General features: G+C 54.9%; 27 protein-coding genes, 1 other RNA gene and 1 pseudogene. 24 read left to right on the top strand and 5 right to left on the bottom strand.

Annotated features, from left to right (window positions below):
* The first annotated feature begins 50 nt into the window (after positions 1 to 50).
* On the top strand, positions 51 to 1,316 hold the full coding sequence (locus tag ETR37_RS05700; protein WP_015374718.1) for a ribonuclease H-like domain-containing protein: 1,266 nt from the start codon (positions 51 to 53) through the stop codon (positions 1,314 to 1,316).
* 439 nt (positions 1,317 to 1,755) lie between these two features.
* Positions 1,756 to 2,001: a CotD family spore coat protein gene (locus ETR37_RS05690; RefSeq protein ID WP_025950050.1), complete on the top strand. Its 246-nt coding sequence runs from the start codon at positions 1,756 to 1,758 to the stop codon at positions 1,999 to 2,001.
* Between the two features lie 42 nt (positions 2,002 to 2,043).
* On the opposite strand, the gene ETR37_RS05685 is transcribed toward ETR37_RS05690, so the two are convergent.
* Positions 2,044 to 2,238, bottom strand: coding sequence for a hypothetical protein (locus tag ETR37_RS05685; RefSeq protein ID WP_014195685.1), 195 nt, complete (start codon positions 2,236 to 2,238; stop codon positions 2,044 to 2,046).
* Here ETR37_RS05685 and gpsB point away from each other — a divergent pair.
* From gpsB to ETR37_RS05660, 5 genes are all read left to right on the top strand, one after another.
* Positions 2,237 to 2,533 carry a cell division regulator GpsB gene (gene gpsB / locus ETR37_RS05680; protein WP_011231037.1) on the top strand — a complete coding sequence of 99 codons (297 nt, stop codon included), beginning with the start codon at positions 2,237 to 2,239 and terminating at the stop codon, positions 2,531 to 2,533. The two genes, ETR37_RS05685 and gpsB, sit on opposite strands and share 2 nt — an antisense overlap.
* 99 nt (positions 2,534 to 2,632) lie before the next feature.
* An RNA gene (rnpB, locus tag ETR37_RS05675) (RNase P RNA component class B) lies at positions 2,633 to 3,029 on the top strand.
* A gap of 147 nt (positions 3,030 to 3,176) precedes the next feature.
* A complete protein-coding gene (locus tag ETR37_RS05670; RefSeq protein WP_014195686.1) occupies positions 3,177 to 4,319 on the top strand; it encodes a THUMP domain-containing class I SAM-dependent RNA methyltransferase in 1,143 nt (380 codons plus the stop codon).
* A 122-nt stretch (positions 4,320 to 4,441) separates the two neighbouring features.
* Positions 4,442 to 6,379 (top strand): ATP-dependent DNA helicase, encoded by a 1,938-nt coding sequence (locus ETR37_RS05665; protein ID WP_060787816.1) that lies wholly within the window; start codon positions 4,442 to 4,444, stop codon positions 6,377 to 6,379.
* A gap of 118 nt (positions 6,380 to 6,497) precedes the next feature.
* Entirely contained in the window at positions 6,498 to 8,000 is a 1,503-nt protein-coding gene (locus tag ETR37_RS05660; RefSeq protein WP_015374721.1) for a carboxypeptidase M32, read from the top strand.
* A 132-nt stretch (positions 8,001 to 8,132) separates the two neighbouring features.
* Here ETR37_RS05660 and ETR37_RS05655 read toward each other — a convergent pair whose 3' ends face one another.
* From ETR37_RS05655 to ETR37_RS05645, 3 genes are read right to left on the bottom strand one after another with little or no spacing between them, the layout of a single operon-like run.
* Entirely contained in the window at positions 8,133 to 9,782 is a 1,650-nt protein-coding gene (locus ETR37_RS05655) for a b(o/a)3-type cytochrome-c oxidase subunit 1 (RefSeq protein ID WP_129447027.1), read from the bottom strand.
* A gap of 1 nt (position 9,783) precedes the next feature.
* Complete coding sequence (locus ETR37_RS05650) at positions 9,784 to 10,254, bottom strand: cytochrome c oxidase subunit II (RefSeq protein ID WP_011231043.1); 471 nt, start codon at positions 10,252 to 10,254, stop codon at positions 9,784 to 9,786.
* Between the two features lie 21 nt (positions 10,255 to 10,275).
* The gene (locus ETR37_RS05645) at positions 10,276 to 10,422 is read right to left on the bottom strand and encodes a cytochrome c oxidase subunit 2A (RefSeq protein WP_015374723.1); all 147 of its coding nucleotides are present in this window, start codon (positions 10,420 to 10,422) and stop codon (positions 10,276 to 10,278) included.
* A gap of 198 nt (positions 10,423 to 10,620) precedes the next feature.
* Between ETR37_RS05645 and ETR37_RS05640 the strand changes: the two are divergent.
* The 16 genes and pseudogenes from ETR37_RS05640 to ETR37_RS05570 form a co-directional block, all read left to right on the top strand.
* Positions 10,621 to 11,580, top strand: a pseudogene (locus tag ETR37_RS05640) (nucleobase:cation symporter-2 family protein); the annotation flags it as partial.
* 157 nt (positions 11,581 to 11,737) lie between these two features.
* On the top strand, positions 11,738 to 12,391 hold the full coding sequence (locus tag ETR37_RS05635; protein WP_129447026.1) for a hypothetical protein: 654 nt from the start codon (positions 11,738 to 11,740) through the stop codon (positions 12,389 to 12,391).
* 469 nt (positions 12,392 to 12,860) lie between these two features.
* Complete coding sequence (locus ETR37_RS05630) at positions 12,861 to 13,928, top strand: type III polyketide synthase (protein ID WP_015374726.1); 1,068 nt, start codon at positions 12,861 to 12,863, stop codon at positions 13,926 to 13,928.
* Positions 13,925 to 14,548 carry an isoprenylcysteine carboxyl methyltransferase family protein gene (locus ETR37_RS05625; protein ID WP_015374727.1) on the top strand — a complete coding sequence of 208 codons (624 nt, stop codon included), beginning with the start codon at positions 13,925 to 13,927 and terminating at the stop codon, positions 14,546 to 14,548. Before ETR37_RS05630 ends, ETR37_RS05625 begins: the two co-directional genes overlap by 4 nt.
* A 178-nt stretch (positions 14,549 to 14,726) precedes the next feature.
* Positions 14,727 to 18,476, top strand: coding sequence for a dynamin family protein (locus ETR37_RS05620; RefSeq protein ID WP_129447025.1), 3,750 nt, complete (start codon positions 14,727 to 14,729; stop codon positions 18,474 to 18,476).
* On the top strand, positions 18,476 to 18,664 hold the full coding sequence (locus ETR37_RS05615; protein WP_013145453.1) for a hypothetical protein: 189 nt from the start codon (positions 18,476 to 18,478) through the stop codon (positions 18,662 to 18,664). The genes ETR37_RS05620 and ETR37_RS05615 overlap by 1 nt, the downstream gene beginning before the upstream one ends.
* Positions 18,661 to 18,936: a YpbS family protein gene (locus ETR37_RS05610; RefSeq protein ID WP_015374729.1), complete on the top strand. Its 276-nt coding sequence runs from the start codon at positions 18,661 to 18,663 to the stop codon at positions 18,934 to 18,936. The genes ETR37_RS05615 and ETR37_RS05610 overlap by 4 nt, the downstream gene beginning before the upstream one ends.
* 120 nt (positions 18,937 to 19,056) lie before the next feature.
* The gene (locus ETR37_RS05605) at positions 19,057 to 19,905 is read left to right on the top strand and encodes a sulfurtransferase (protein WP_015374730.1); all 849 of its coding nucleotides are present in this window, start codon (positions 19,057 to 19,059) and stop codon (positions 19,903 to 19,905) included.
* Between the two features lie 249 nt (positions 19,906 to 20,154).
* Positions 20,155 to 20,304 carry a hypothetical protein gene (locus ETR37_RS19080; RefSeq protein ID WP_015374731.1) on the top strand — a complete coding sequence of 50 codons (150 nt, stop codon included), beginning with the start codon at positions 20,155 to 20,157 and terminating at the stop codon, positions 20,302 to 20,304.
* A 138-nt stretch (positions 20,305 to 20,442) separates the two neighbouring features.
* On the top strand, positions 20,443 to 20,970 hold the full coding sequence (locus ETR37_RS05600) for a TlpA family protein disulfide reductase (RefSeq protein WP_020753890.1): 528 nt from the start codon (positions 20,443 to 20,445) through the stop codon (positions 20,968 to 20,970).
* 124 nt (positions 20,971 to 21,094) lie between these two features.
* Complete coding sequence (locus ETR37_RS05595; protein WP_011231055.1) at positions 21,095 to 21,226, top strand: FbpB family small basic protein; 132 nt, start codon at positions 21,095 to 21,097, stop codon at positions 21,224 to 21,226.
* A 55-nt stretch (positions 21,227 to 21,281) separates the two neighbouring features.
* On the top strand, positions 21,282 to 21,425 hold the full coding sequence (locus ETR37_RS05590) for an acid-soluble spore protein N (protein ID WP_011231056.1): 144 nt from the start codon (positions 21,282 to 21,284) through the stop codon (positions 21,423 to 21,425).
* 30 nt (positions 21,426 to 21,455) lie between these two features.
* Positions 21,456 to 21,683, top strand: coding sequence for a small acid-soluble spore protein Tlp (gene tlp / locus ETR37_RS05585; RefSeq protein WP_013145449.1), 228 nt, complete (start codon positions 21,456 to 21,458; stop codon positions 21,681 to 21,683).
* A gap of 117 nt (positions 21,684 to 21,800) precedes the next feature.
* On the top strand, positions 21,801 to 22,217 hold the full coding sequence (locus ETR37_RS05580) for an acyl-CoA thioesterase (protein ID WP_013145448.1): 417 nt from the start codon (positions 21,801 to 21,803) through the stop codon (positions 22,215 to 22,217).
* A 14-nt stretch (positions 22,218 to 22,231) separates the two neighbouring features.
* Positions 22,232 to 22,546, top strand: a complete 315-nt coding sequence (locus ETR37_RS05575; protein ID WP_011231059.1) for a hypothetical protein — start codon at positions 22,232 to 22,234, stop codon at positions 22,544 to 22,546.
* Positions 22,546 to 22,953, top strand: coding sequence for a hotdog fold thioesterase (locus ETR37_RS05570; protein WP_033004754.1), 408 nt, complete (start codon positions 22,546 to 22,548; stop codon positions 22,951 to 22,953). Before ETR37_RS05575 ends, ETR37_RS05570 begins: the two co-directional genes overlap by 1 nt.
* Positions 22,954 to 22,978: 25 nt before the next feature.
* On the opposite strand, the gene ETR37_RS05565 is transcribed toward ETR37_RS05570, so the two are convergent.
* Entirely contained in the window at positions 22,979 to 23,269 is a 291-nt protein-coding gene (locus ETR37_RS05565) for a HesB/YadR/YfhF family protein (RefSeq protein WP_015374734.1), read from the bottom strand.
* Positions 23,270 to 23,451: 182 nt separating this feature from the next.
* Between ETR37_RS05565 and ETR37_RS19075 the strand changes: the two genes are divergently transcribed.
* A complete protein-coding gene (locus ETR37_RS19075; protein WP_013145445.1) occupies positions 23,452 to 23,598 on the top strand; it encodes a hypothetical protein in 147 nt (48 codons plus the stop codon).
* Positions 23,599 to 23,690: the final 92 nt, after the last annotated feature.

The following is a 23,690-nucleotide window of genomic DNA, read 5'->3' as shown; positions in this document are numbered from 1 at the left end:
GAATCAACTTATAGAAGCAAGCCGACGTCAAGCAAGGAGGGGGTGAACGGATGAAGCCGAAGTTGGCGCAATGGAAAGAATTGCTTGCCGCCCGGCATAAAAAGGAGAACGATGAAGAAAAAGAAGAAGAGAAACCGGACGGACGACCTGTGACGGACGTGCCGTATGCCGACGTTTGGCGGGAGTACGGCGCCAAGCCGTATTGGTTTGCCGGCGATTACTGCCTCATTCGGGAAACGGTGTATCCGCTTGACTATCAGCACGGCCGCTATCGGCTCGGAGCGCTGTATGAAGTGCACGAAAGATGGCAGGAAGCGCCGTTTTCCCATCCGCTCTCCTGCCGCGGCTTTGCCGTTCGCGACTTATTCTTTTTTGACACGGAGACGATGGGACTTTCAAGCGGGGCGGGAAACATCATGTTCTTGCTTGGCCACGCCCGCATTCTTGGCGATTTCGTCACCATCCGCCAGCATCTTCTGCCATACCCAGGGGCGGAAGTGGCGCTCTATCAAAGTTTTTTGTCTGACGTCGATTATACGACGCTTGTTACCTATAATGGAAAAGCGTTCGACTGGCCGCGCCTGAAAACGCGCCATGCGCTTGTCCGCAACATGGTGCCAAAATTGCCAGCGTTCGGTCATTTTGATTTGTATCACGCCGCCCGCCGCTTATGGAAAGACAAATTGGATTCGCTGCGCCTTTCGGAAGTGGAGCGGCACATTCTCCATGTCGAGCGGGGCGATGATGTGCCGGGCTTTTTGGCGCCGATGATGTACAAGGAGTTTTTGCAAACGCCCCATCCAGACCGGCTCATGCCAGTATTGCGCCATAACGAGCGCGACGTGTTGTCGCTCATTGCTCTCTACATTCACCTATCCGTTCAGCTGCTTGAAGCGGACCGGCTCGCTGACCCCAAGGAGCAGTTGGCCGCCGCCCGTTGGTTCGAAGCGGTCGGGGAAACAGCGGCTGCAAGGGGGGTGTACGAGGAGGCGAGCGGCAAAGGGGCGAAGGAAGCGCAGGCGGCGAAATGGCAGCTTTCGCTTTTATACCGAAAAGAAAAACGATATGAAGAGGCTGCTCTCCTTTGGCGCGACTTGTTGATCCACGGAAATGGCTATTGGAAGGCGAAGGCCGGGCTTGAACTGGCGAAGGTGTATGAACATTATTTCCGGGATGCGGCCGAAGCGCACCGTTATGCCGTTATGGCATATGAAGCGTGGCGGTCGCTCGCTAGGATGAGCCGACAACATAGCGAGAAAGAAGAAGCGGAATGGCGCAGGCGGCTCGCGCGGCTTGAACGCAAGAAAAACGGGTGAGAACTCGTCCATTTCCCTGGCAAGCGCAAAATATGACAGAAAACGAAAATGTTTCGTCTTTTTGTTGTGAATCTTGTAGAAAAAAGAAAAAACGTGTACAATGGCATCGGAATGAACGAAAACGATGGCAGGGAGAAGAAGACGATGCGGAGCATGTACAAAAAAATTTTGTATCTCTTTTTTATTGTCGTCGGTTTGACGTTTGTCGTGTTCAATTATATCTATTAATGAACGTCAGAGAGGCCGGCGCCGCATAACGGATTCAAAAAGACGAATGACGATGCCAAAACGTCCGAAGCACCGGGGGCGAGAGAGCCGGTAGATTGTTGGCGCGAATGGCTCTTCAAAATGGGTGTTTATACTAGTACGAGTCCACTCCGTTCATCATAGGCTAGTATTGTCAAGCAACAGCCTAAATTGATGAAAGGAGAGGAATATGATGCATTGCCTGCCGAATGTAACGGCGCCGATCGTTCATCCGCCTCGTTGCAACGTTTTGCATCATTTCGAAGCAACGATTGTGCCGCATATCCATCCATCGCATACGACGCATGTTTATCATCACCTGTATGAACATCAACATTATTTCCCGCATACGGAATCGGCGGTGGCTCAGGCTGCCAATCGCCATCTGTACTGCCCGGGTCCGGGACCGATGCCATTTCCGCCGTTTCCGTTGCGATAGTAAGGGCCAAAAACAGAAGCCGCTTTGTCGGCTTCTGTTTTTTTACGGATGGAAAACGCCGGCAGCCGGCGGCGTTTGGGCGGGAGGACGGCGTTTCGGCGCCGCCGGGAAGTCTGCGTGGGCGCCATGCGGCTTCCCGATCGATGCGGCAAGCCATCCGTCAATTGACAACCGGCTGAATTTCTGAAAAAATAAAGAGAAGATGATCGTTGAATGCGGATTGAGGTGAAAAGCCATGTCAGCCCATCAAGTGAAACTGACGCCGAAAGACATTTTAGAAAAGGAATTTAAGGTAAGCATACGGGGGTACAACCAAGACGAAGTGGATCAATTTTTGGATCTCATTATTAAAGATTATGAAGCATTTCAGCAAGAAATTGACGAGCTGCGCCAGGAAAACGCCCGGCTGAAGCGGCAAGTCGAGGAGCTTCAAAAACGGCCGGCGATGTCGGCGGGAACGACGAACTACGACATTTTGCAGCGCCTTTCCAACTTAGAAAAGCATGTGTTTGGCCGGAAACTGTATGAATAACCAGCCGGCAGGGCGAAGTTGATGCAGGGATTTCTAATTTTTTCTTCTTGATTCTCACACCAAGATCAGCTATACTGTAAGATGCTCGCAGCGTTAATCATGTTCGGGTAATCGCTGCGGCCGGTTTCGGCCGTAGAGGAAAGTCCATGCTCGCACGGTGCTGAGATGCCCGTAGTGTTCGTGCCTAGCGAATCCATAAGCTAGGGCAGTCTGGCTTCGGCTGGGCTGACGGCGGGGAAAGAACCTACGTCCGCATGCGGATATGGTTCGATTACCCTGAAAGTGCCACAGTGACGCAGCTCTAAGGGAAACCTTAGAGGTGGAACGCGGTAAACCCCACGAGCGAGAAACCCAAATGATGGTAGGGGCACCTTCCCGAAGGAAATGAACGGAGGGAAGGACAGGCGGCGTACGCTGCCTGTAGATAGATGATTACCGCCGGAGTACGAGGCGAAAGCCGCTTGCAGTACGAAGGTACAGAACATGGCTTACAGAACATGATTAACGCGGTGATTGGAATCGTGGGAAAGCCCTCCTGCAGGAAGGAGGGCTTTCTCTTTTGTGTGTTTTCCTTCCATATGACTATAATGGAAGTATAGGCCATGAATGAGGATACATACACCTATCAGATAGGGGGAACAGGATGACTTCGTTTTCGCTGATTGCCACGGCCGCGATGGGGCTCGAATCAGTCGTCGCGGAAGAAGTGCGCCGGCTTGGCTATGAGTGCCAAGTGGAGAACGGCAAAGTGACGTTTGAAGGCGATGCGCTCGCCATTTGCCGGGCCAACCTTTGGCTGCGCACTGCTGACCGCGTGAAGCTGAAAGTCGGTGAGTTTCGAGCGACGACGTTTGAGGAGTTGTTTGAACAAACGAAGGCGTTGCCATGGGCCGATTACTTGCCGAAAGATGCCGAGTTTCCGGTGATCGGGAAGTCGGTCAAATCAACGCTGTTCAGCGTTTCCGACTGCCAAGCCATTGTGAAAAAGGCAGTCGTCGAAAGCTTAAAAGCGCGCTATCATTTGTCGTGGTTCCCGGAAACCGGGCCGTTGTATCGGATCGAGGTGGCGCTTCACAAAGATATCGCTACGTTGACGATCGATACAAGCGGCGCCGGGCTGCATAAACGCGGCTACCGTGCTCGCCAAGGGGAGGCGCCGCTAAGAGAGACGCTCGCGGCCGCCTTAGTGTTGCTCACCAATTGGACGCCCGAGCGCCCGTTTGTCGATCCGTTTTGTGGGTCGGGCACGATTGCCATTGAGGCGGCGCTGATCGGCCAAAACATCGCCCCAGGGTTTAACCGGGATTTCGTCTCAGAGCAATGGCCGTGGATCGGGGAATCGGTATGGGAAGAGGCGCGCCAAGAGGCGGAACAGATGGCGCGTTACGACCAACCGCTTGATATTTGCGGGATTGACCTTGACCCGCACATGGTCGAGATCGCCAAGATGAATGCAGCCGAAGCGGGGCTTTCCGATCTCATTTCTTTTCGGGAGGGCCGCGCCGAGCAGTTTCGGACCGATGCACAATACGGGGTGATCGTCGGCAACCCGCCATACGGCGAACGGCTTGGCGAACAACGGGAGGTCGAAGCGCTCTATCGCGCCATCGGCCGCGCCTTCGCCGCCTTGGATACGTGGTCGGTGTACATTTTAACCGCCCACCGCGGTTTTGAAACGCATTACGGCCGCCCGGCGACGAAGCGGCGCAAACTGTTTAACGGCTTTATTGAAACGCATTACTACCAGTACTGGGGGCCGCGGCCGCCGCGCGAAGCTCGAAGTTGACTTCTCGGCGGCCATCGATCATAATATTGTTTTGTTACTAGGGATCGGGCGCGCAACAAACTTGTTGCGCGCTTATGCATGATATGCCGGGGGAGTTTATGCCAATTGGAGGGGTGGCGACGATGGGCCATGAGCGTTATCCGTTTGTTGTAGAAAAAAATGAAAACTTTTTTGATAAGTTGAGCCAGTGGATCGGCGATGTTTTTTATGACATTTTGCCGGAAGCCGGCTTTGAGCTGCGCGACGAGCAAATTTATATGGCGTTTCAGCTCGAGCGGGCGTTTCGAGAAAAAAAGGTGATCTTCGCCGAAGCGGGAGTTGGCACAGGGAAAACGATCGTGTATTTGTTGTATGCGATTTGTTACGCCCGTTATACAGGCAAGCCGGCCATTATCGCCTGCGCCGATGAGACGCTCATTGAGCAGCTCGTCAAAAAGGAAGGCGATATTGCGAAGCTATCCAACGTGCTCGGGCTGGAAATCGACGTCCGGCTGGCGAAATCGCCGGATCAATATTTATGTTTGAATAAACTGGAAGAAGTGACGACGTATGACGATGACGACATCGAGCTGTATGAGCAAATTTACGATGAACTTCCGGCCTTCGTCCATGACAACAAACCGTTGCAGTCGTTCTACCGCTACGGCGACCGAAAAGAATACGCCCACCTGACTGATGAACAGTGGAAAAAAATCGCCTGGGATCCGTTTCAAGACTGTTTCACGTGCGAAAAGCGGCATCGCTGCGGACAGACGCTTTGGCGCGACTATTACCGGAAGGCGGCGGATTTGATCGTCTGCTCGCACGATTTTTATATGGAACATGTTTGGACGTATGAAGCGCGCAAGCGGGAAGGACAGCTGCCGCTGTTGCCGGAAGCGAGCTGTGTCGTGTTTGACGAAGGGCATTTATTGGAGTTCGCTGCGCAAAAGGCGTTGACATATCGAATGAAAGAGACGACGCTTGAGACGTTGCTGACACGTCTTCTTGAAAACGACATCCGTGAAGAGCTCGCCTATTTAATTGAGGAGACGCTGGAGACGAGCACGCGCTTTTTTGATGAGCTGAAAGCGTGCGCGAAAGACGTTCCGGGTTCGAACCGGAAAGAAATTTTGCCGTCGCCGCGTCTTGAACAATGGGCGAAGCGGCTCCGCGGCCAAATGGTCGAAATCGGCAACGAGCTTGTGTTTGAAAGCGAGACGTATACGATCGATCATTACCAGCTGAACATTGTGGATGAATATTTGGATCAAATCCAGTATTCACTCGATTTGTTTTTGAAAAACGCCGACGCCATTACGTGGCTTGAGTCGTCGCGTCAAGAGGCGACGTTTGTCGTCATGCCGCGCACCGTTCAGGAAGTGTTGCGCGAAAAAGTGTTCGCGAAACGCATGCCGTTTGTCTTTTCATCGGCAACACTATCAAACGGAAAATCATTCCAATATATAGCGCAAAGCTTAGGCATTGATGACTATTTATCGTTCAGCGTGCCGTCGCCGTTTGATTACGACGAACAGATGACGATTTTTATGCCGACGTTCCGCGCGGATGAGACGCTGTTTGCCAAAAAATACGCATATGCGCTTGAAAAATTGCGCGAAACCGGAGGCCGGGCGCTCATCTTGTTCCCGACGCGCGAGGAGCTTCTTCAGTTTAAAGAGGCGGCAGCCGGCGAACCATTTTCGTTTTTGTTTGAAGGCGACCGCGAAATCAGCGATTTGGTCGCTGAATTTCAGCGCGAGGAAGAGACGGTGCTTTGTTCTGAACATTTATGGGAGGGGCTGGACATCCCGGGGCCGTCGCTGTCGAACGTCATGATTTGGTCGCTGCCGTATCCGCCGAATGATCCGGTGTTTCAGGCGAAGCGAAAAGCGTATAGCAACCCGTTTTGGGACGTCGATGTGCCGTATATGCTTCTTCGCCTTCGCCAAGGAGTCGGACGGCTCATCCGCACGCGCGACGACTGCGGCATCGTTTCCATTTTCGTCACCGACAGGGAAGATGAACGGGTCATTGCGGCGATCAAAGACGTGTTGCCGACAGCGGTGAGGGAAGAATGATATTCTTCCCTTTTTCATTTTCCACAAAAATAGCATTTTCTCGCTGGCAAGCAGGAAAATGGCACCTTGTTATGGAAATGATGATACGGCCATGAAATACATAGGGGGACTGAGTATAGTGAAACCAATCGAAGCGCAGTTTTTGCAATACGTGAAAAAAATGACGGGCTACCGCGAAGCGATTGGCCTCATGTATTGGGATTTGCGGACTGGCGCCCCGAAAAAAGGGGTCGAGCAGCGATCAGAAGTGATCGGCATGCTGTCAGAAGAAGTGTTTCGCATGTCGACATCCGAGGAGATGGCGGCCTTTATTGCCAAGCTGTCGCCCAAAGCCGTCTATGAAGAGCTCGATGATGTGACAAAGAAAACGCTTGATGAATGCAAAAAAGAATACGAGCGCAATAAAAAAATTCCAGCGGATGAATACAAAGAGTTTGTCGTGCTTTGTTCCAAAGCGGAAAGCGTTTGGGAAGAAGCGAAAGCGGCTGCTGATTTCGCCCGGTTTCGCCCGTATTTGGAGCAAATCATCGAGTTTCAGCGCCGCTTTATCCGTTATTGGGGGTATGAAGGACACCCGTATAATACGCTGCTCGATCAATACGAGCCGGGCATGACCGTCGATTTGCTTGACGAACTGTTCAGCCGCCTGCGCGAACGCATCGTCCCGCTTGTGCACGCCATTTCCGCCGCGTCCAACAAGCCGGATGTGTCCTTTTTGTTCGCGCCGTTTCCAAAAGAAAAGCAGCGCGCTTTTCTGCTTGAGTTGCTTAAAGAGCTCGGCTATGATTTTGGCAAGGGGAGGCTTGATGAGACGGTCCATCCATTTGCGATCGGGCTCAACCCGAACGATGTGCGCATTACGACGCGCTACGACGAGCGCGACTTCCGCACCGCGGTGTTTGGCACGATCCATGAATGCGGCCATGCGCTGTATGAACAACACATTTCCGAGTCGCTTGTCGGCACTCCGCTTGCAAGCGGGGCGTCGATGGGCATTCATGAATCGCAGTCGCTCTTTTTTGAAAATATGATCGGACGCCACTATGCGTTTTGGAAGCGGCATTACCCGCGCCTTTTGCAATACGCGCCCACGCAGTTCGCCGACGTTTCGCTTGATGCGTTTTACCGGGCGATCAATGAAGCGAAGCCGTCGCTCATTCGTATTGAAGCGGACGAACTGACGTATCCGCTCCATATTATCATCCGCTATGAAATCGAAAAGCAGCTGTTTGCTGGGGAGCTGGAAGCAATCGACTTGCCGGATGTATGGAATGAGAAATATGAACAATACCTTGGCATCCGCCCGCACAACGATGCGGTCGGCGTGTTGCAGGACGTCCATTGGTCCGGCGGCAGCTTCGGCTATTTCCCATCGTATGCGCTTGGCTATATGTATGCGGCGCAATTCAAGCAAGCGATGGAAAAAGAGTTGGATGTAGCTGGGCTGCTTGAAGAGGGGAACATCGCACCGATCCGTGAATGGTTGACCGTTCATATCCACCAGTTTGGAAAAATGAAAAAGCCGCTCGAACTTGTGCGCGATGCGACGGGCGAAACGCTGAAAGCCGATTATCTTATTCAATATTTAGAAGAAAAATATAAGGCGCTTTATCGATTATAGAACAGGCGCGTCAGTGCAAACATCGTTCTTACGCTGTTCGTTTCGTTTTTCTGTCGACAAAGTCCTATTATGTCTCGGTTTTATGCACATAAAGAGGAAGGTGTCCCGATCGCTTGGGGACACCTTCTTGTTTCACCATAATTTGTATCCTTTCGACCCCGGCGGAGCGTTTTGAATGATGTCGACGATCGGCACCGTATAGGCGATCAAAATGAGCGCAACGACGAGGCCGATCCAAAGCTTCCAGTTTTCAAGCGCCAGTGCAGCCCGTTCATACGGAGCAGCTGCCTCGGCGACCGGAAACTCCGTTTCGCCTTTCGGGGCGAAAAAGGCCAAGTTGATCACGATGACGAGAATCAAAATAATGCCGATGAACAAGATGGTGCCGCCGACCGCTTGCGCGATTTGGTACGGAATCCATTCAAGCGCTTGCGGCGAATTGCCGTACGTTGAGAACGCCGAGCGCCGCGGTGCGCCGAGCAGACCGGCAAAATGCATCGAGCCGGACATGAACGTCATCCCAACCGCCCAAACGATCGTTTGAATGATGGCGAGCCGGTTCATCGCTTTCGTCATCACACGGCCGGTCAAATGCGGAATGAGCCAGTATGACGCACCAAAAAATGTTAGGACGACAGTCGTTGCCACCGTTAAATGGAAGTGGCCGGTCACCCAAATCGTATTATGGACGACTTGGTTGAGTTGGTGCGAGGCGTTAATAATCCCGCCGGTGCCGGCCGGAATGAAAAACAGCATTCCGACAAACGGAGCGAAAAAGCGGGCGTCGCTCCACGGGAGTTTCCGCAGCCAGCCGAACAAGCCGGTCGCTCCCTGCGAGCGGCCGTACGATTCAAACGTCGCAAACATGGCGAACGCGGTCATGAGCGACGGAATGATGACCATGAACGTCAAGACGACTTGCACGTATTTCCAAAACGGCGAAATCCCCGGCTCAAGCAATTGGTGATGGAAGCCGACCGGAATCGAAAACAGCAAAAACAAGATAAACGCCAGCCGCGCGAGTGAATCGGAGAACATTTTGCCGCCGATCACTTTCGGAATGACGGCGTACCAAACCATATACGCCGGCAATAGCCAGAAGTAGACGAGCGGATGCCCGAAATACCAAAACAGCGTCCGGCTCAAGAGCACGTTCACCCGGTCGGTGAGCCCGAGCGACCATGGAATGAGCTGAAAGACAACGGTGGCGGCGACGCCAAGCGAACAGACGAGCCATAGCACCATATTCGTCACTGACATGAACGCCAGCAGCGGGCTCACTTGACCGCGGTGCGTTTTCCGCCAGCGGGCATAATGAGCGAACATCGCAAAGCCGCTCACCCAGCTGCCGACGACGACAAGCGCCAAGCCGATGTAAAAGCCAGCGTGCGCCTGAAGCGGCGCGTAAAACGTATATAAGACAGACGCCTGGCCGGTTAGGATGAAAAAGGCTGTGCAGGCCGTCCCTGACGTCATCATCCAAAAACCGATCCAGCCGAGCCGGCGCGAACCGTCCGAGAGCGCTCCGGTCGTGCGGCTGACGGCGGCAAACTGGAAGCCGATAATGAAAAACGTCGTCAGCACAAGCCCAAGCAAGACGCCGTGCGTCGTCAAAATCGTGTAATAGCTGATCCCAGCCGGGAGCTCAAACTTGCCGGAACGGACTAATGTTTGCAATAGGCCGGCGAACCCCCCGAGCGCGAGGGCGGCAAAGGCGACGAACAAATGGGCAAGCGCCAGTTTCGCATCGCGGCGATCGACTTTTTCCAACGGTTGTGCCATGTTACTCCACCACCTTAATGCGCGCCGTCATCATATGGTGGCCGGCGCCGCAATATTCGTTGCAAAGAATTGTATACTCGCCCGGTTTGTCAAACGTGGTTGTTAAGCTGTTCACATAACCGGGTTCGACCATCATGTTCACGTTCGTTCCCGGGATTTCAAATCCGTGGATGACGTCTTTCGAAGTGACGTTGATCGTCACTTTCGCTCCTTTTGGAATTTCGATCGCATTCGGTGTAAAAGAAAACGCGGCGACGACGATGTTCAACTCGTATTCCTTGTCTCCTTTTTTGACGAGCCCCGGATGATCAAACGGCGGGGTCGAATCGACTTTTTCTGGATCGATCGTTGTCAGGCAGCTCGGCGGCTGCTGTCCGGCGGCGAATGCACTTACGCCGACGACCGTCAAAAAAACGATCAAACAGCCGATGCCAAACGCAAGCCAAATTTTTTCATACTTATGGATGTGCATACCGATTCCCTCCTTTGCCGCTTACAGGCGGTGCAAAAATAAAAAGTAGACGCTGACCCAAGAAAAAATGACGAAAAAGCCGAGCAGAAACACAGAGGCCAGCGTGCCTTTGAGCGCCGGCTCTTTTTCCTGTTTCGTTTGCCGGGCCGCTGTGATCAGTTTTGCCATGCCGTATCCCTCCTCTTTGTTGGATTCATCCCCCATAACAGCCATTCAGCAGGTGCGCCAAACGGCCAATTTCCCTGCTTTGACACTATCATAACTGTACAAAACTGAGGCAACAGTGACTTTTCTCACAAAAACGATGCTGGAAGTGTGAACAAATGGTGACGTTTGTGAAAAAATGATGAAGACGTCATTTTCTCTCTGCGGACGTTGTTTCCGCCAGTTGTCACCGGTTCGGTTGTGACCGTCATTGGCTTGACGCTCATCCCGGCAGCGGTGAACAATATGGCCGGCGGACAAGGGGCGAAGGACTTTGGTGATCCGGCTAACTTGGCGTTGTCGTTTGGCGTGCTTGCACTCATTATCGTGTTGTACCGTTGCTTCAAAGGGTTCATTCGCTCCATTGCCATTTTGCTCGGCATGGCAGCTGGCACGGCGGCAGCGGCCATGATGGGGAAAGTGGACTGGACAGCGGTCGCTGAGGCATCGTGGGTTCATTGGCCGCAGCCGTTTTACTTCGGCGCTCCGTCGTTTCATGGCCCCGCTGTTTTCACAATGGTGCTCGTCGCGATCGTCAGCCTTGTTGAATCGACCGGCGTCTACTTCGCTTTATCCGACATTTGCCGCCGCCGGCTGACGGATGAGGATTTGGCGGGCGGCTACCGCGCCGAGGGATTGGCTATCATCATCGGTGGGCTGTTGAACGCATTTCCGTACACGACGTACTCGCAGAACGTCGGTCTTGTCCAATTGTCGGGCGTGAAAACGCGCAGCGTCATTTACGCCGCGGCGGCCTTCCTCGTCTTGCTTGGGTTCGTGCCGAAAATCGCCGCAGTGGCGACGATCATACCAGCTCCAGTTTTAGGCGGGGCGATGCTCGCGATGTTTGGCATGGTCATTGCCTACGGTGTGAAAATGTTAGGCCAAGTTGACCTAACTGTGCAAGAGAACTTGCTGATCATCGCCTGCTCGGTCGGCGTGGGGCTTGGGGTGACGGCGGTGCCGAACTTGTTTGCCGAGCTGCCGACCGGCTTGCGCATTTTAACCGACAGCGGCATCGTCGCCGGCAGCATGACCGCCATCCTCTTAAACGCCGTCTTCCATCTAGGCAAAGCGAGAAAATCAGTTGCCCTGCCGCTGCAGGAACAAAAAATTTCATAATGGTGTTGATCGCTTTTATAGCCATCTTCGTTTTCCGGCCACTGCTCGGGAAATGGGGGTGGCTTTTTTATTGGCGTGTCGATTGACAGAGAAAATGATAGAAACTGGTGGAGGGATGATGGTATAATGGAAAGCGAATAGGAAAGGGGGTGAAACAATGGATGAATGGGTGGAGCGCCTTTTCGATGAGCTGCGGCAAATACGGAATCAGATGGCGACCAAACAGGATGTTGTCCGGATGAATGATCGCATCGATCGGCTTGAACAAACGGTGAGCGCGACGAAAGAGGATGTTGCGCGGTTAAACGGACGCGTCGGGCAACTCGAAGAGACCGTGGCAGCGACGAGAGAAGACGTTGTCCGGATGAATGATCGCATCGGGCGGCTTGAGCAGACCGTGGCAGCGACGAGAGAAGACGTCGCAGCGCTGGATGGGCGCATCGGAACCATCGAGCGGACGATGGCAACGAAAGAGGATGTCGCAGTGCTGGATGGGCGCATCGGGCAGCTTGAAGAGACCGTGGCGGCCAACAGAGACGACATTGCGGCGCTCGACAGCCGGATTGGGCGCATGGAACAAACGATGGCGACGAAAGAGGACGTTGCTGAATTGCCGTTTATTCGGCAAGCTGTCGTGGAAACGTTAGAAACGCTCCATGAAATTTCGGCGATGAAACAAACCCTCACAAAAATGCAACAAAAAGTCAATGAAGTCATTGCCGGACAAGCGCGGCAAGAGCTCGTACTTCAATCCCTCGCTTTGCACTTGCTCGAGCATGAAAGTGAAATCCGCGCGCTAAAAGCGAGATAAATAACGAACCTCTCCTATTGTACATCCTCGCTGATGATCATGTTCCTTCCAAAACAGGCCGGTTTTGTCCGCGCCTGTTTTTTGATTGCAGCAACTTTTTTTGGCTGCGAAAACTAATATAGATGCAACGAAGAAGTTTAACATATCCTTGACGGAAAAGCGGTTGGCCTCTTTTCGACTGTCGGAGGAAAGCCACAGGCTTCTCTGTCACGCCAAGGCGTGACGGAGGACCGAACAACCGCCTGCTTCACAGACCCATATATGGGTCTTTAAGCGGCGTTGTTCGGTCGCCCGACAGTCGATCAAATACTGGGTAAAAGTTGCAAATGGTAAAGCTTCAAATTGCATCTATATAGAGATCCATCCGCTGTTCCTGAAAAAACGGGTGTACAAACATATTTTCCATTGCATATAGTTTGGCTTGTTGCGCATCCTAATAGAATAAAGAGGAACAGACCGAGGTGTTTGTATGCCGGTTCTTTTATCCGTCGGCACAGCAAGGATGCCGTATACAGCCTCCCAAAACGAGGTGAAGCAGCATGTCGCCAGGCTGTTCGCCGGTCGAATGGCGCGTGCGGAGCGGCTGCTGCAGGCGTTTGACAACAGCGGCATTCATACGCGCACGTTTGTCCAACCGCTTGCCTGGTACAGCGCGCCGCGCGGTTTCGGTGAAAAAAATCGGGTGTACATCGACCGTGCCGTCCGCTACAGCCGAGAGGCGGTCAATGACTGTTTGCGCAAGGCTTCGTCCGGCCCTGTTTTGCATGAGGAGATCGATGCGCTGTTTTACATCTCAACGACAGGGCTGTCGACGCCGAGCATCGAGGCGCGGCTGATGAACGTATTGCCGTTCTCCCCTCATGCCGTAAGAGTGCCGATTTGGGGGCTCGGTTGTGCGGGAGGGGCGGCTGGGCTCGCCCGGGCAGCCGACTATTGCCGGGCGTTTCCGAATGCCAAGGCGCTTGTGATCGCCGTTGAGTTTTGCAGTTTGACGTTTCAACTCAATGATTGGTCCAAAAGCAATGTGATCGGTACGTCGCTTTTTTCCGACGGCGTGGCGTGCTTGCTTGTGGCCGGCGACGGAGCGGCGCCGACAGCTGGCGCGCCGCGTGTCATCGCCGCCCGCTCGGTGCTCATGCCCGGCTCGGAAGACGTGATGGGCTGGGATGTTCGTGACGAAGGTTTGTTTGTCATCTTTTCAAAAGACATTCCGGCGATTGTTCGCTCTTGGCTGCGCCCGCAAGTCGAGTCGTTTTTGCAGGAACATGGGTTAGGACTTGGGGATCTTCATTATTTCATCGCCCACCCGGGCGGGAGGAAAGTCATTGAAGCGTACGAGGAGGCGTTCGGATTCGGTCCGGAACAGACAAAAGCCGCTAGAGACGTGCTCGCCCGCTACGGCAACATGTCGTCGGCCACCGTGTATTTTGTGCTCGAACAGATGATGCGGCAGCCGCTTTCGCCCGGGCACGGCCTGCTTATCGCTCTCGGCCCGGGCTTTAGTGCGGAAATGGTGCTGCTTCAATGGGGGGGATGATCGTGCGGTTTTGGTTCGTGTTTTTGGCGGTTGCCGGCATGCGCGTCATTGAGCTTCGGCTTGCAAAACGGAACGAACAGTATGTGAAAGCGCTCGGGGCGCGGGAGTTCGGCGCTCGCCATTACCCGTTGATCGTATTGATGCATGTCGGTTTCTTTTTGTCGTTGGCTGTTGAGGCGCTTCGAAAAGGCGCGCGCCCGTCGCGCCGCTGGCCGCTTTTGTTTCCGCTTTTTCTTGTCGTGCAAGGGCTGCGCGTATGGACAATTGGGTCGCTCGGCCGTTTTTGGAATACGAAAATTTTGATCGTGCCAAACGGCCAAGTAGTGAAAAAAGGGCCGTACCGATGGCTTCGCCACCCGAACTATGTGGTTGTCGCCTTAGAGATCGCGCTGTTGCCGCTTTTGTTTCAAGCGCCGATCACCGCGCTTGTCTTTTCGCTTTTGAACGCATTTTTGCTGTCGATTCGCATCGCGGTTGAGGAAAGAGCGCTGGCGGCGCTCACCGACTACCGGGAGGCGTTTCGGGAGCGGCCGCGTTTTTTGCCCCGGTTAAGGGGGGAGGTTGCCATCCGCAAGATGCGGCAAGCTGAAAGCAGCGGACAAATGAAAAACAGCCCTTGAGCCGTCTATGATGGCATCTGTTCGCCGTTCGCCTGCGGGCGGCGGCAGGGCGTTGCCTCTTTCTCTATGTCATCCTGTCGGGTTACGGCGGGATTTTTCTTTTTTTCTATTGGGAAACGGGGCGAAATGCAGTAAAATGAATGTAAATGACATTGACGGAAACAAAGGGGTTTTGGTCATGGGGCATATTGCGATTGAGCGGCCGTCATTGCGGCTGTGGCTTTCGAAAATGATCGACATGCACGATCAGCTTCAGTCCGCGGATGACCAGGAGCATGCGGGCAAAGTGAAGCAGCTCATCGAAAAAGCGGCATCCGGTGAGCTCATTGTCGCATTTTGCGGCCATTTTTCCGCCGGCAAATCGAGTTTGATCAACGCGTTGCTCGGCGAGCCGATGCTGCCGTCCAGCCCGATTCCGACGAGCGCCAATCTCGTCAAAGTGAAAGCCGGTCCGGACTATGTGCGCGTCTTTTTCCACCGCGATGAGCCGGTCGAGTATGAACCGCCGTACGACCCGGACTTGATTCGCGCCCAATGCCGGGACGGGGAGACGATCGAATGGATTGAAATCAGCCGAACGACGGACGCCATCCCGCCGGGGGTTGCGATCCTCGATACGCCGGGCATCGATTCGACCGATGACGCCCACCGGCTGGCGACGGAGTCAGCGCTTCATTTGGCGGATGTCGTCTTTTACGTCATGGATTATAACCATGTGCAGGCGGAATTAAACTTCCAATTTACAAAACAATTAACAGATGAAGGAAAGACCGTTTATTTGATCATCAACCAAATCGATAAACATCGCGACGACGAGCTGCCGTTCGCTGAATTTCGCGCCTCGGCCGCCGAGGCGTTCCGGCGTTGGGGGGTTGAGGCGGCCCGTTTGTTTTTCTTGTCGCTGAAAGACCCGTCACATCCGCACAACGAATGGCATGAGCTTGTCGCTTGTTTGCGCCGGTTGTTTGCCGACAAGGAGGAATGGCTCGTCCGCGGCGCCGAATCGGCGTTAAAACGGATCGCCGACGGCCATCTTGAGCATCTCCGCGCACGGCACGAGCCGCTTGAGCAAAAGATTGAGGCGCGCCTCGAGGCGCTTGGCGGCGCCGATGACGAGGCGGCTGCCATCGCGGAGCTCGATCGCCTTGAGGCGGAGCTTGCCGATTGGCAAACAGCGCCGTCGCGGGCGGAGGAGGCGTTCCGTTCGGAGCTTGAGCGCGTGCTGCAAAACGCGTACGTGATGCCGTTTGAGACGAGGGAGCGGGCTGAGGCGTACTTGCAGGCGATGCAACCGAATTTCAAAGTGGGCTTGTTGTTCGCGAAGACAAAAACGGAGCAAGAGCGCAAGCGGCGGCTTGAGGCGTTTTATGAAAGCGTCAAAGCGCAAGCGGCGGCGCAAATTGAATGGCACGTCCGCCAGCTCCTTGTTCAGTTTGGGAAAGAATGGCATGCTGATGACGATTGGTTCAGCGAGTGCCAGCAATGGACGGCGGAGTGGGATGAGACGATGCTTGCCGGCCTCGTCAAACAAGGGGCGGAATCAAGCGGCGCCGCGCTATTAAATTATACGGATGAGGTGGCGGCGGCGCTGAAAAAACGCTACCGCGACTCGGCGCTCGCCTTGTTTGCCGAACTGAAGGAACAAATCGCCAAACGGGCGGCCGCCCAAACAGAAACATTGAACGGACAGCTTTCGGCGGCGCGCGAAAAAGTGGAGCTCGCCGCCCGCCTCGCCCGCCTCAGAGCCGAGCGGGACGAGCGCCGGCGTGCGTTCGAGCAGCTGATCGCTGCTCCATGCGAGTCTGCATCGCTTGATGAAAACCGTCTCGCCGCGTTGACGGCGCCGCCGGTCTTCCGGAAAGCGCGTCATGCCGAGGCGGCAAAACCGCAAGCAGCATCCAAGCCAGCGGAAACAAGCCGTCTTTCCGTCAAAGAGCAAGCGCTCGGTCAGGAAGCGGCCGGCCTCGGAGTGAGCGAAAGAGCGGACGAAGCTCGGACGCTTTCAAGCGGCGGAAAACAGCGGAGCGAAGAGGCGGCCGATCGGCTTGAGGAGGCGGCGGCTTGGCTTGAACGGTCCGAAATGCTTGGCCGCTTCGCTGGACCGTTGCGCGACAAGGCGCGTCGGCTTCGCGAGCGATCGTTTACCGTCGCCTTGTTTGGCGCCTTCAGCGCCGGCAAATCGTCGCTGGCGAACGCCTTGCTCGGCGCCCCGCTTCTGCCATCGTCGCCCAACCCGACAACCGCCGCCATCAGCAAAATCGCCCCGCCTGATCACAAGCATCCGCACGGCACGGCGGTGGTCAAGGTGAAAAGCGAACCGAAAATTTGGGCGGATGTGCAATCGTCGCTTCGGCAGTGCGGCCATGAGGCGGATACATGGGATGAAGCGCTCCGCCTTTGCGCCCGCCTGGCCGAATCGGGAGCCGAACATCCGGCGCAAAAGCCGCATGTGGCTTTTTTGGCAGCTGCCGCGGCCGGCTATGAGCGGATGAACGGTCGATTCGGGGAGATCGTCTCCATCGGTTGGGAAGAACTCGAGACGTATGTCGCTGACGAAGCGGTGTCATGTTTCTTAGATGAGGTCGTGTTGTACGCCGACTGTCCGCTCACCCGCCAAGGGGTGACGCTTGTGGATACTCCGGGGGTGGATTCACTTAACGCCCGCCATACGGGAGTGGCGTTTCATTACATGAAGCATGCTGATGCGTTGTTGTTTGTGACGTATTATAACCATGCGTTCTCGAAAGCAGACCGCGAGTTTTTGCTTCAGCTTGGGCGCGTGAAAGACACGTTTGCGCTTGATAAAATGTTTTTCGTCATCAATGCGGCTGATTTGGCCCAGTCGAAAGAGGAGCTTGAGGCCGTCATTTCCTATATGAACGGAGAGCTGGCGCGCTTTGGCATCCGCTTTCCGCGCCTTTATGCGCTCTCAAGCCGCTTGGCGCTGGCGGAAAAAACGGGGGCCGAGCCCGGTCCGCGCGGCGTCTTGGCGGACTCCGGCTTGTCTGCCTTTGAAACCGACTTCTTCCGCTTCTTAACGGAAGAACTGGCGGAAGTTGCCGTCGAGAGCGCATATGCCGAGCTTGAGCGGGCGCGGCGGACGGCAGAGGAATTCGCGCGCGCCGCCGGGCAAAGCGAAGCGGAAAAAGCGGGGAAACGGCAGGCGCTTGAGGCGGTGAAAACGAAGATGCACGCCGTGCTTGCTGGCATTGATGATGCCTACGGCCGGCAGGCGCTTCGCCAAGAAGTCGACGAATTGCTCTATTACGTCAAGCAGCGCGTCTTTTTCCGCCTCAACGATGTGTTTAAGGAGGCGTTCAACCCGGCGGTGCTCCGCGACGACCAAGGCCCGGCGCGTCGGGCGCTTGAGCGTTGCCTCGACGAGTTGCTCGCATCGGTTGGCTTTGATTTGGCCCAAGAGTTGCGGGCGACGAGCTTGCGTGTTGAGTCGTTTTTGCACAAACAGCTGGCCGAGCAGTTCTCGCGCCTATTCCATGAGCTTCGTCGTTTCGATGATGCGCTCGCGCTCACGCCGCCTGAGCCGTTTGCCTTTTCGGCGCCGGAGTTTGCCAACGCCCTTGGGGATGTAGACCGGGTGCGGTTTACCAAGGCGCTTTCGCTGTATAAAAACGCCAAATCATTTTTTGAGCGCGACGAAAAGCGGCGGATGAAAGAGGAAATTGAGGCAGCGCTTGTCGAGCCGATCGACGCCTATTTGGCTGAGCAAAAAGAGCGGCTTGTGGCGACGTACGCAGAACAATACAAGGCTGCCGTCGCCGCACTTTCGGCCGCTCTCGCGGAACAAGTCGACAGCTATATGGAGGGCTTGCTTGCCGTGCTCTCCGCAACGGCGGATCATGAGGCGCTCGCCCGCATCGAAGCGGCGCTTCGCGGCCTTCTTTCGGGCCGCGGCGGGGAGGCGCGTTGATGAACCGGTTTCACGCTTGCGCTACATGCATCCACTACCGTATAGAAAAGCGAGCCGACGGGCTGTACACGTATTGCCGCCGGCTCGGCTATGCGACGAAACCGAACTATCGGTTCAACTGTTGGACGCCGAAACCGAACGTCCGGCGTTTGATGGAAAAAGAAGCAGGAAAGGACGAGGACCATTGAGCGAAGTGCATCACGCGATCACTGCCCATGTGCAAAAACAGCATACCATCTTGAAGCAATTTGCTATGCTCGACGCCGAGCGCGAGCGGCTCATCGACGAAGCGGTCGAGCGGTGCCGCCGCGGCGAGCCGTTTACGGTTGATGGGATCAATGAAGTGACGAAGCGGATGAACGAACTGGCCAAAAGCGGCCTCGTGCCGGCGCGCCGGTGCGTGACGCCGGAGATGGTGCGCGAGTACGTGAGCCGGCTTGAAGGGAAAGAGCGGTCGTGACGATGGCGAGCGCTGGCTGAGCGTGTCGGCGCCGCCGGCGTCCTGTTGATGATTGGCTGCTTTCCGTTCCGATCAAGAAACAACGTTTGGCGTCAGCAAAAACAAAAAGGGGGAGGACATATGGCGTCGCTTGTTTCCCATGAATGGCTCCTTCGCCATTTGCACGACGAAAACACGCGCATTCTTGATTGTCGGTTTTGGCTTGGCGATCCTGCGAAAGGAGCGGCCGTTTACCAGGAAGATCATATTCCCGGTGCCGTGTATATGGACTTGGAACGCGACTTGTCGGGCCCAGTCGGAGAGCACGGCGGCCGCCACCCGCTTCCGTCGGCCGAGCAAGCGGCGGACGTGTTTGGCCGGGTCGGCATCGATGAAACGGTGACCGTTGTCGCTTACGACGACCAAGACGGGGCGATGGCGGCGCGTTGCTGGTGGTTGCTTCGCTATTTCGGCCATGCCCACGCATACGTATTGGACGGCAATTATCGTGAATGGAAGAAGAAAGGGCATCCGGTGACGAACGTCGTCCCTGCTGTGGCGTCCCGCCCGTTTCGGCCGCGTCCGGATCGGTCATGGCTGGCGACGGTTGAGGATGTGCGCGCCGCCGTCCGCGATCGCTCGGCTGTGCTCATTGATTCGCGTGAATGGAAGCGATATGCCGGCCTGGAAGAACCGATCGACCGCCGAGCCGGCCGCATCCCAGGAGCGGTGCACCGGTTTTGGAAAGACGGAATGACGGAAGGCGGCTACTGGAAAAGCGCTGTCGAGCAGGCGGCTCGGTTTGCCGATTTTGACCGTGGGCAGCCGTTGATCGTTTACTGTGGTTCCGGCGTCACCGCCTGCCCGAACGTGTTGGCGCTCCACGAAGCTGGTTATCACAACGTTCGGCTGTACGTCGGCAGTTTCAGCGACTGGATTTCCTATCCGGACAACCCGATTGAAACGGGTGACCCGTCATCCGATGCTTAGTTTTCTCCGATTCGGGCTGAAACATCATTCGACGCCTCAGTGTTGTCGGATGGAACCGTTGTTTCCTTTTCGTTTTCTTTTTTCGGTCCGCATGAGGTCGAAGCGTTGTTGATTTTCAACGATTTTCACCTAGTGTTTGTTTCGCTTTTCTTCCATTGTTTCGGCCGTCGGTTGAAGCCGCTGTATGCATAGTTTTTTGGCCGCCGGCGGATACTATAGGTGAACCGACGGAAGCAGAGGAGGAGACGCATGGGCCGGACAAAGCTTGGTAATGCCAATGCCCAACGAAACAACAACGCCAAAAAGAAAAACGGCTTCAATGAATGGACGAGCGAGTTTGCTTCGTACGCCGAGGTGGAAGCCGAGAAACTGAAAAACGACCATAAAAACATCCGTTAATGACGAGGGCTCGCCCCTCGTTTTTTCGTCCTTAGACGTCAACGTTGGCAAACACAAACGTATGTGCTATAATGATGGGCAGAGCGGCGGAGGGCGCTGGATGGAAGAAAGGGCGCCGGCCGGCAGGGAGGGAAATGCGTGCGGAAATGGTTCGTCGTCCTATTGTTTTTGGCCGTTGCCGGCTATGGTCTTTGGAATGCGATGGCTGCCGGGAACGAACAGGAAACAGACGAAATAGAAAGCGGCCCGGGCATCGGCCAGACGGCCCCTGATTTGACGCTGCCGACGCTTGGCGGCAAAGCCGTCCGGCTGTCTGATTTGCGCGGCAAAGCGGTTGTCCTCAACTTTTGGACGTCGTGGTGTCCGCCGTGCAAAAAGGAAATGCCGGAGCTTGAGGCGTTTTACAAGCAGCACGGCCGCGAAGTCATGTTGCTTGCCGTCCATTTGACGACGCAAGATACGCTCGATAATGCGGAGCGATTTGCGAAAGACAAAAAACTGACGTTGCCCGTCGCCTTGGATGTGCGCGGCGAGGCGCTTCACCGATACCGAATCCAGACGATTCCGACGACGTATATCATCGACCCAAACGGCGTCATCCGGCAAAAAATCATCGGCCCGGTGACCGCCGCGCAACTCGAAAAGAAGACAGCGCTCTTTCGTTGACCGAACAGTTTTGACGGAAGGCGCTTTTTTTCATGGTTCATTATTTTTCGAAAAGTTGTCATAATTTTTATCTTTTTTGGGCATGAATAAGATTACAATATATAATGAGGGGAGGTTGATAGCGATGAGACGATCCCGCAAAATGACTCTCCAAGAATTGATCAGCGAGAACAAACGGCAATTGTTGAACGACCGGGAAGCGCTCGAGAAAATCGAGAAAAAGCTGGAAGAGCGGATGCTCAAAAAAGCAGAATAACCCATGCATAGCGGTCCTCCGGGCGGACAGACTAGATGGCGAGGAGGCGAAGACAATGAGCAATCCGAAAGGAAGCCGCAAGCATTTCGTGCCGAACCATATCGGCACACAGCCTCGCGCCGCAGGAGGAAACAAGGGCAAACAAATGCAAGACCAGTCCGGCCAGCACGCCCAAGTCATCCAAACGAAGGGTGAGTAGCTGGAAAATCTTGTAAAGGAGGAAGCCTATATGCCGCGTCCGAAACCGGATGACCGCAGCGACAATGTGGAAAAGTTGCAAGAAATGGTGCAAAACACCATTGAGAACATAGAAAAAGCCGAAGAAACGATGCAGTTTGCGTCGCCGGAGGAGCAGGAGAAGATCCGGGCGAAAAACCGCCGCCGCGAAGAAGCGATCGCGGCCATGCGCGCGGAAATTAAAGACGAAGCCGCTGCACGGGAGCACGGCTACCAGTAAACGAAGCAGCCCTCATGCGGGGGGCGGCTTCGTTTTTTTGTCTACCGCTTGAGCGAGCCGACGGGCGAATGGTAACATAGAAGAGGAGGCCCGGTAAAAAATGGAGGGAGAACGAACGTGAAAGTGGCAGAAAAACAAATTGAAGTGCGTTATGCGGAAACAGACCAAATGGGCGTCGTCTACCACGCGAACTATTTAGTTTGGATGGAAGTCGGGCGCACGGAATTGATCAAACAGCTTGGCTTTCATTATGCTGACATGGAGAAAGAAGGCATCATTTCGCCTGTTGTCGATTTGCAAGTGTCGTACAAAAAGCCGCTTCGTTATGGGGAAACCGCGACTGTCCGCACATGGATTGACGCCTATGACGGCATCCGCGTGACATACGGCTACGAGATTCTCGCCCCGGACGGCGAGGTGGCGGTGACCGGAAAGTCGCAGCACGTTTGCGTCAAGCGCGATACGTTTCGGCCGATCGTGATCCGCAAATATTTTCCTGACTGGCATGAAGCATATGAGCGGGCGAAGCGGTAAAGGGGAGCGGTGCGATGGCGTTTGGCATCCGCCGACATGAGCTCGCGGCATGGAAAGAGAAAGTGAAGCGCGGTGAAATCGCCTTTTTGACCCACTATTGGTACGACGAACGGTTTCCGCATTGCACGACAGTGACGAAAGTCGGCTGCGCCGATGTCGAAAAACTCGCCGCTTGGGGGCGGCAGTACGGGCTGAAGGAAGAGTGGATCGACCGGCGCGGTGAGTTTCCGCATTTCGATTTGCTCGGTGAGACGCAAACGCGCATTTTGCAGCAGGAAGGACGGCTGTTTGAACTGGAACGATTCACGAAACGGGGGAAGAAGGAATGATGATCGATTTGGCCGTTGTGAAGGAAATGTCGAAACATACGTTGATCGATACGCTCGGCATCGATATCATCGAGCTTGGCGAAGGCCGCGTCGTCGCGACGATGCCGGTCGACCATCGCACGCATCAGCCGGCCGGGCTGCTGCATGGCGGCGCCTCAGTCGCCTTAGCGGAGACGGTCGCCAGCATCGGCGCGTACGCGCTTGTGGACCCCAACACGGAAAACGTCGTTGGATTGGAAATCAACGCCAATCACGTCCGCGCCGTTCGCCGCGGGACGGTGACGGCGACAGGGACGGTGTTGCACCGCGGCCGGACGACGATGGTGTGGGATGTGCGCATTACGGACGAACAAGGGGAGCTCGTCTGCATCTCCCGCTGCACGATCGCCATTATTCGAAAAAGCTAGCGTCACGGCTAGCTTTTTTCGCTGGTTAATGGAGCAAAAACACCGGTTCGCCGCTTTTTTCGTCCAAATCAACCGTCAAATCGCGGCCGTCAAAATACCATTGGTCGCTGTCTTCGACAAAAAACGTCACGCCGTCAACCGTCGTCTGCGCCGCCGGCTTGTCGACCAGTTCGTCTTTGGCCATGCCAAGCGAAAACCCTTTTTGCACGGTGCTGCACCCGCCGTAGCGGGCAAAAAAGCGGATCGCATCGCCCGGCTTCAGCCCGAGCTCCCGCTTGTACCAATCAAACGCTTTTTTTGTAATCATGATGTTCATGGCTTCCCCTCCTCACTTGTTTATTATAAGTGAATGGACGGCGCCGGTAAAACGATTGTGTGAACATTAGCTGACAATTTTAGGATAAAACGCTTTCCATAAAGTGGCGGTGTCCTTGTTTTCATCGGTTGGAGTAAAACGCTGGCTGGCGGCAAACAGTAAAAGCGAAGGGGGTGAGGGCGGTGGGCAAAAAGCGGACGTTTCCGCTCAGCTACGAATCCGACGGACTGATGGGGAAAAGCAATGAAAAGCATCCGCGCCGCTCGGACAGCCGGCAAACGGGCAAACAAGCGCCTGATTTTTTCAACACGACGCCATCGAGCGAATAAAAAAGCCGAATCGAACGGGCGATGGTTGAACATCGCGCTGTTTTGTGAATAACTCACATTTCGCACCCTCCCAACGAAAATCGGGAGGATTT

It is taken from the genome of Geobacillus sp. PK12 (assembly GCF_004123125.1).
Classification (GTDB): Bacteria; Bacillota; Bacilli; order Bacillales; family Anoxybacillaceae; genus Geobacillus; species Geobacillus zalihae.
This window is presented reverse-complemented; position numbering and strand designations above follow the sequence as displayed.

Bases quoted from the DNA above. Each gene is read 5' to 3' on its own strand.
- ETR37_RS05590 (WP_011231056.1), top strand. From the start codon at position 21,282: ATGAGCAATCCGAAAGGAAGCCGCAAGCATTTCGTGCCGAACCATATC.
- ETR37_RS05575 (WP_011231059.1), top strand. From the start codon at position 22,232: ATGGCGTTTGGCATCCGCCGACATGAGCTCGCGGCATGGAAAGAGAAA.
- ETR37_RS05665 (WP_060787816.1), top strand. From the start codon at position 4,442: ATGGGCCATGAGCGTTATCCGTTTGTTGTAGAAAAAAATGAAAACTTT.
- ETR37_RS05615 (WP_013145453.1), top strand. From the start codon at position 18,476: ATGAACCGGTTTCACGCTTGCGCTACATGCATCCACTACCGTATAGAA.
- ETR37_RS05595 (WP_011231055.1), top strand. From the start codon at position 21,095: ATGAGACGATCCCGCAAAATGACTCTCCAAGAATTGATCAGCGAGAAC.
- ETR37_RS05620 (WP_129447025.1), top strand. From the start codon at position 14,727: ATGGGGCATATTGCGATTGAGCGGCCGTCATTGCGGCTGTGGCTTTCG.
- ETR37_RS05570 (WP_033004754.1), top strand. From the start codon at position 22,546: ATGATCGATTTGGCCGTTGTGAAGGAAATGTCGAAACATACGTTGATC.
- ETR37_RS05690 (WP_025950050.1), top strand. From the start codon at position 1,756: ATGCATTGCCTGCCGAATGTAACGGCGCCGATCGTTCATCCGCCTCGT.
- ETR37_RS05605 (WP_015374730.1), top strand. From the start codon at position 19,057: ATGGCGTCGCTTGTTTCCCATGAATGGCTCCTTCGCCATTTGCACGAC.
- ETR37_RS05630 (WP_015374726.1), top strand. From the start codon at position 12,861: ATGCCGGTTCTTTTATCCGTCGGCACAGCAAGGATGCCGTATACAGCC.
- ETR37_RS05670 (WP_014195686.1), top strand. From the start codon at position 3,177: ATGACTTCGTTTTCGCTGATTGCCACGGCCGCGATGGGGCTCGAATCA.
- ETR37_RS05685 (WP_014195685.1), bottom strand. From the start codon at position 2,238: ATGGCTTTTCACCTCAATCCGCATTCAACGATCATCTTCTCTTTATTT.
- ETR37_RS05650 (WP_011231043.1), bottom strand. From the start codon at position 10,254: ATGCACATCCATAAGTATGAAAAAATTTGGCTTGCGTTTGGCATCGGC.
- tlp (WP_013145449.1), top strand. From the start codon at position 21,456: ATGCCGCGTCCGAAACCGGATGACCGCAGCGACAATGTGGAAAAGTTG.
- ETR37_RS05635 (WP_129447026.1), top strand. From the start codon at position 11,738: ATGGATGAATGGGTGGAGCGCCTTTTCGATGAGCTGCGGCAAATACGG.
- ETR37_RS05625 (WP_015374727.1), top strand. From the start codon at position 13,925: ATGATCGTGCGGTTTTGGTTCGTGTTTTTGGCGGTTGCCGGCATGCGC.
- ETR37_RS19080 (WP_015374731.1), top strand. From the start codon at position 20,155: ATGGGCCGGACAAAGCTTGGTAATGCCAATGCCCAACGAAACAACAAC.
- ETR37_RS05655 (WP_129447027.1), bottom strand. From the start codon at position 9,782: ATGGCACAACCGTTGGAAAAAGTCGATCGCCGCGATGCGAAACTGGCG.
- ETR37_RS05645 (WP_015374723.1), bottom strand. From the start codon at position 10,422: ATGGCAAAACTGATCACAGCGGCCCGGCAAACGAAACAGGAAAAAGAG.
- gpsB (WP_011231037.1), top strand. From the start codon at position 2,237: ATGTCAGCCCATCAAGTGAAACTGACGCCGAAAGACATTTTAGAAAAG.
- ETR37_RS05700 (WP_015374718.1), top strand. From the start codon at position 51: ATGAAGCCGAAGTTGGCGCAATGGAAAGAATTGCTTGCCGCCCGGCAT.
- ETR37_RS05565 (WP_015374734.1), bottom strand. From the start codon at position 23,269: ATGAACATCATGATTACAAAAAAAGCGTTTGATTGGTACAAGCGGGAG.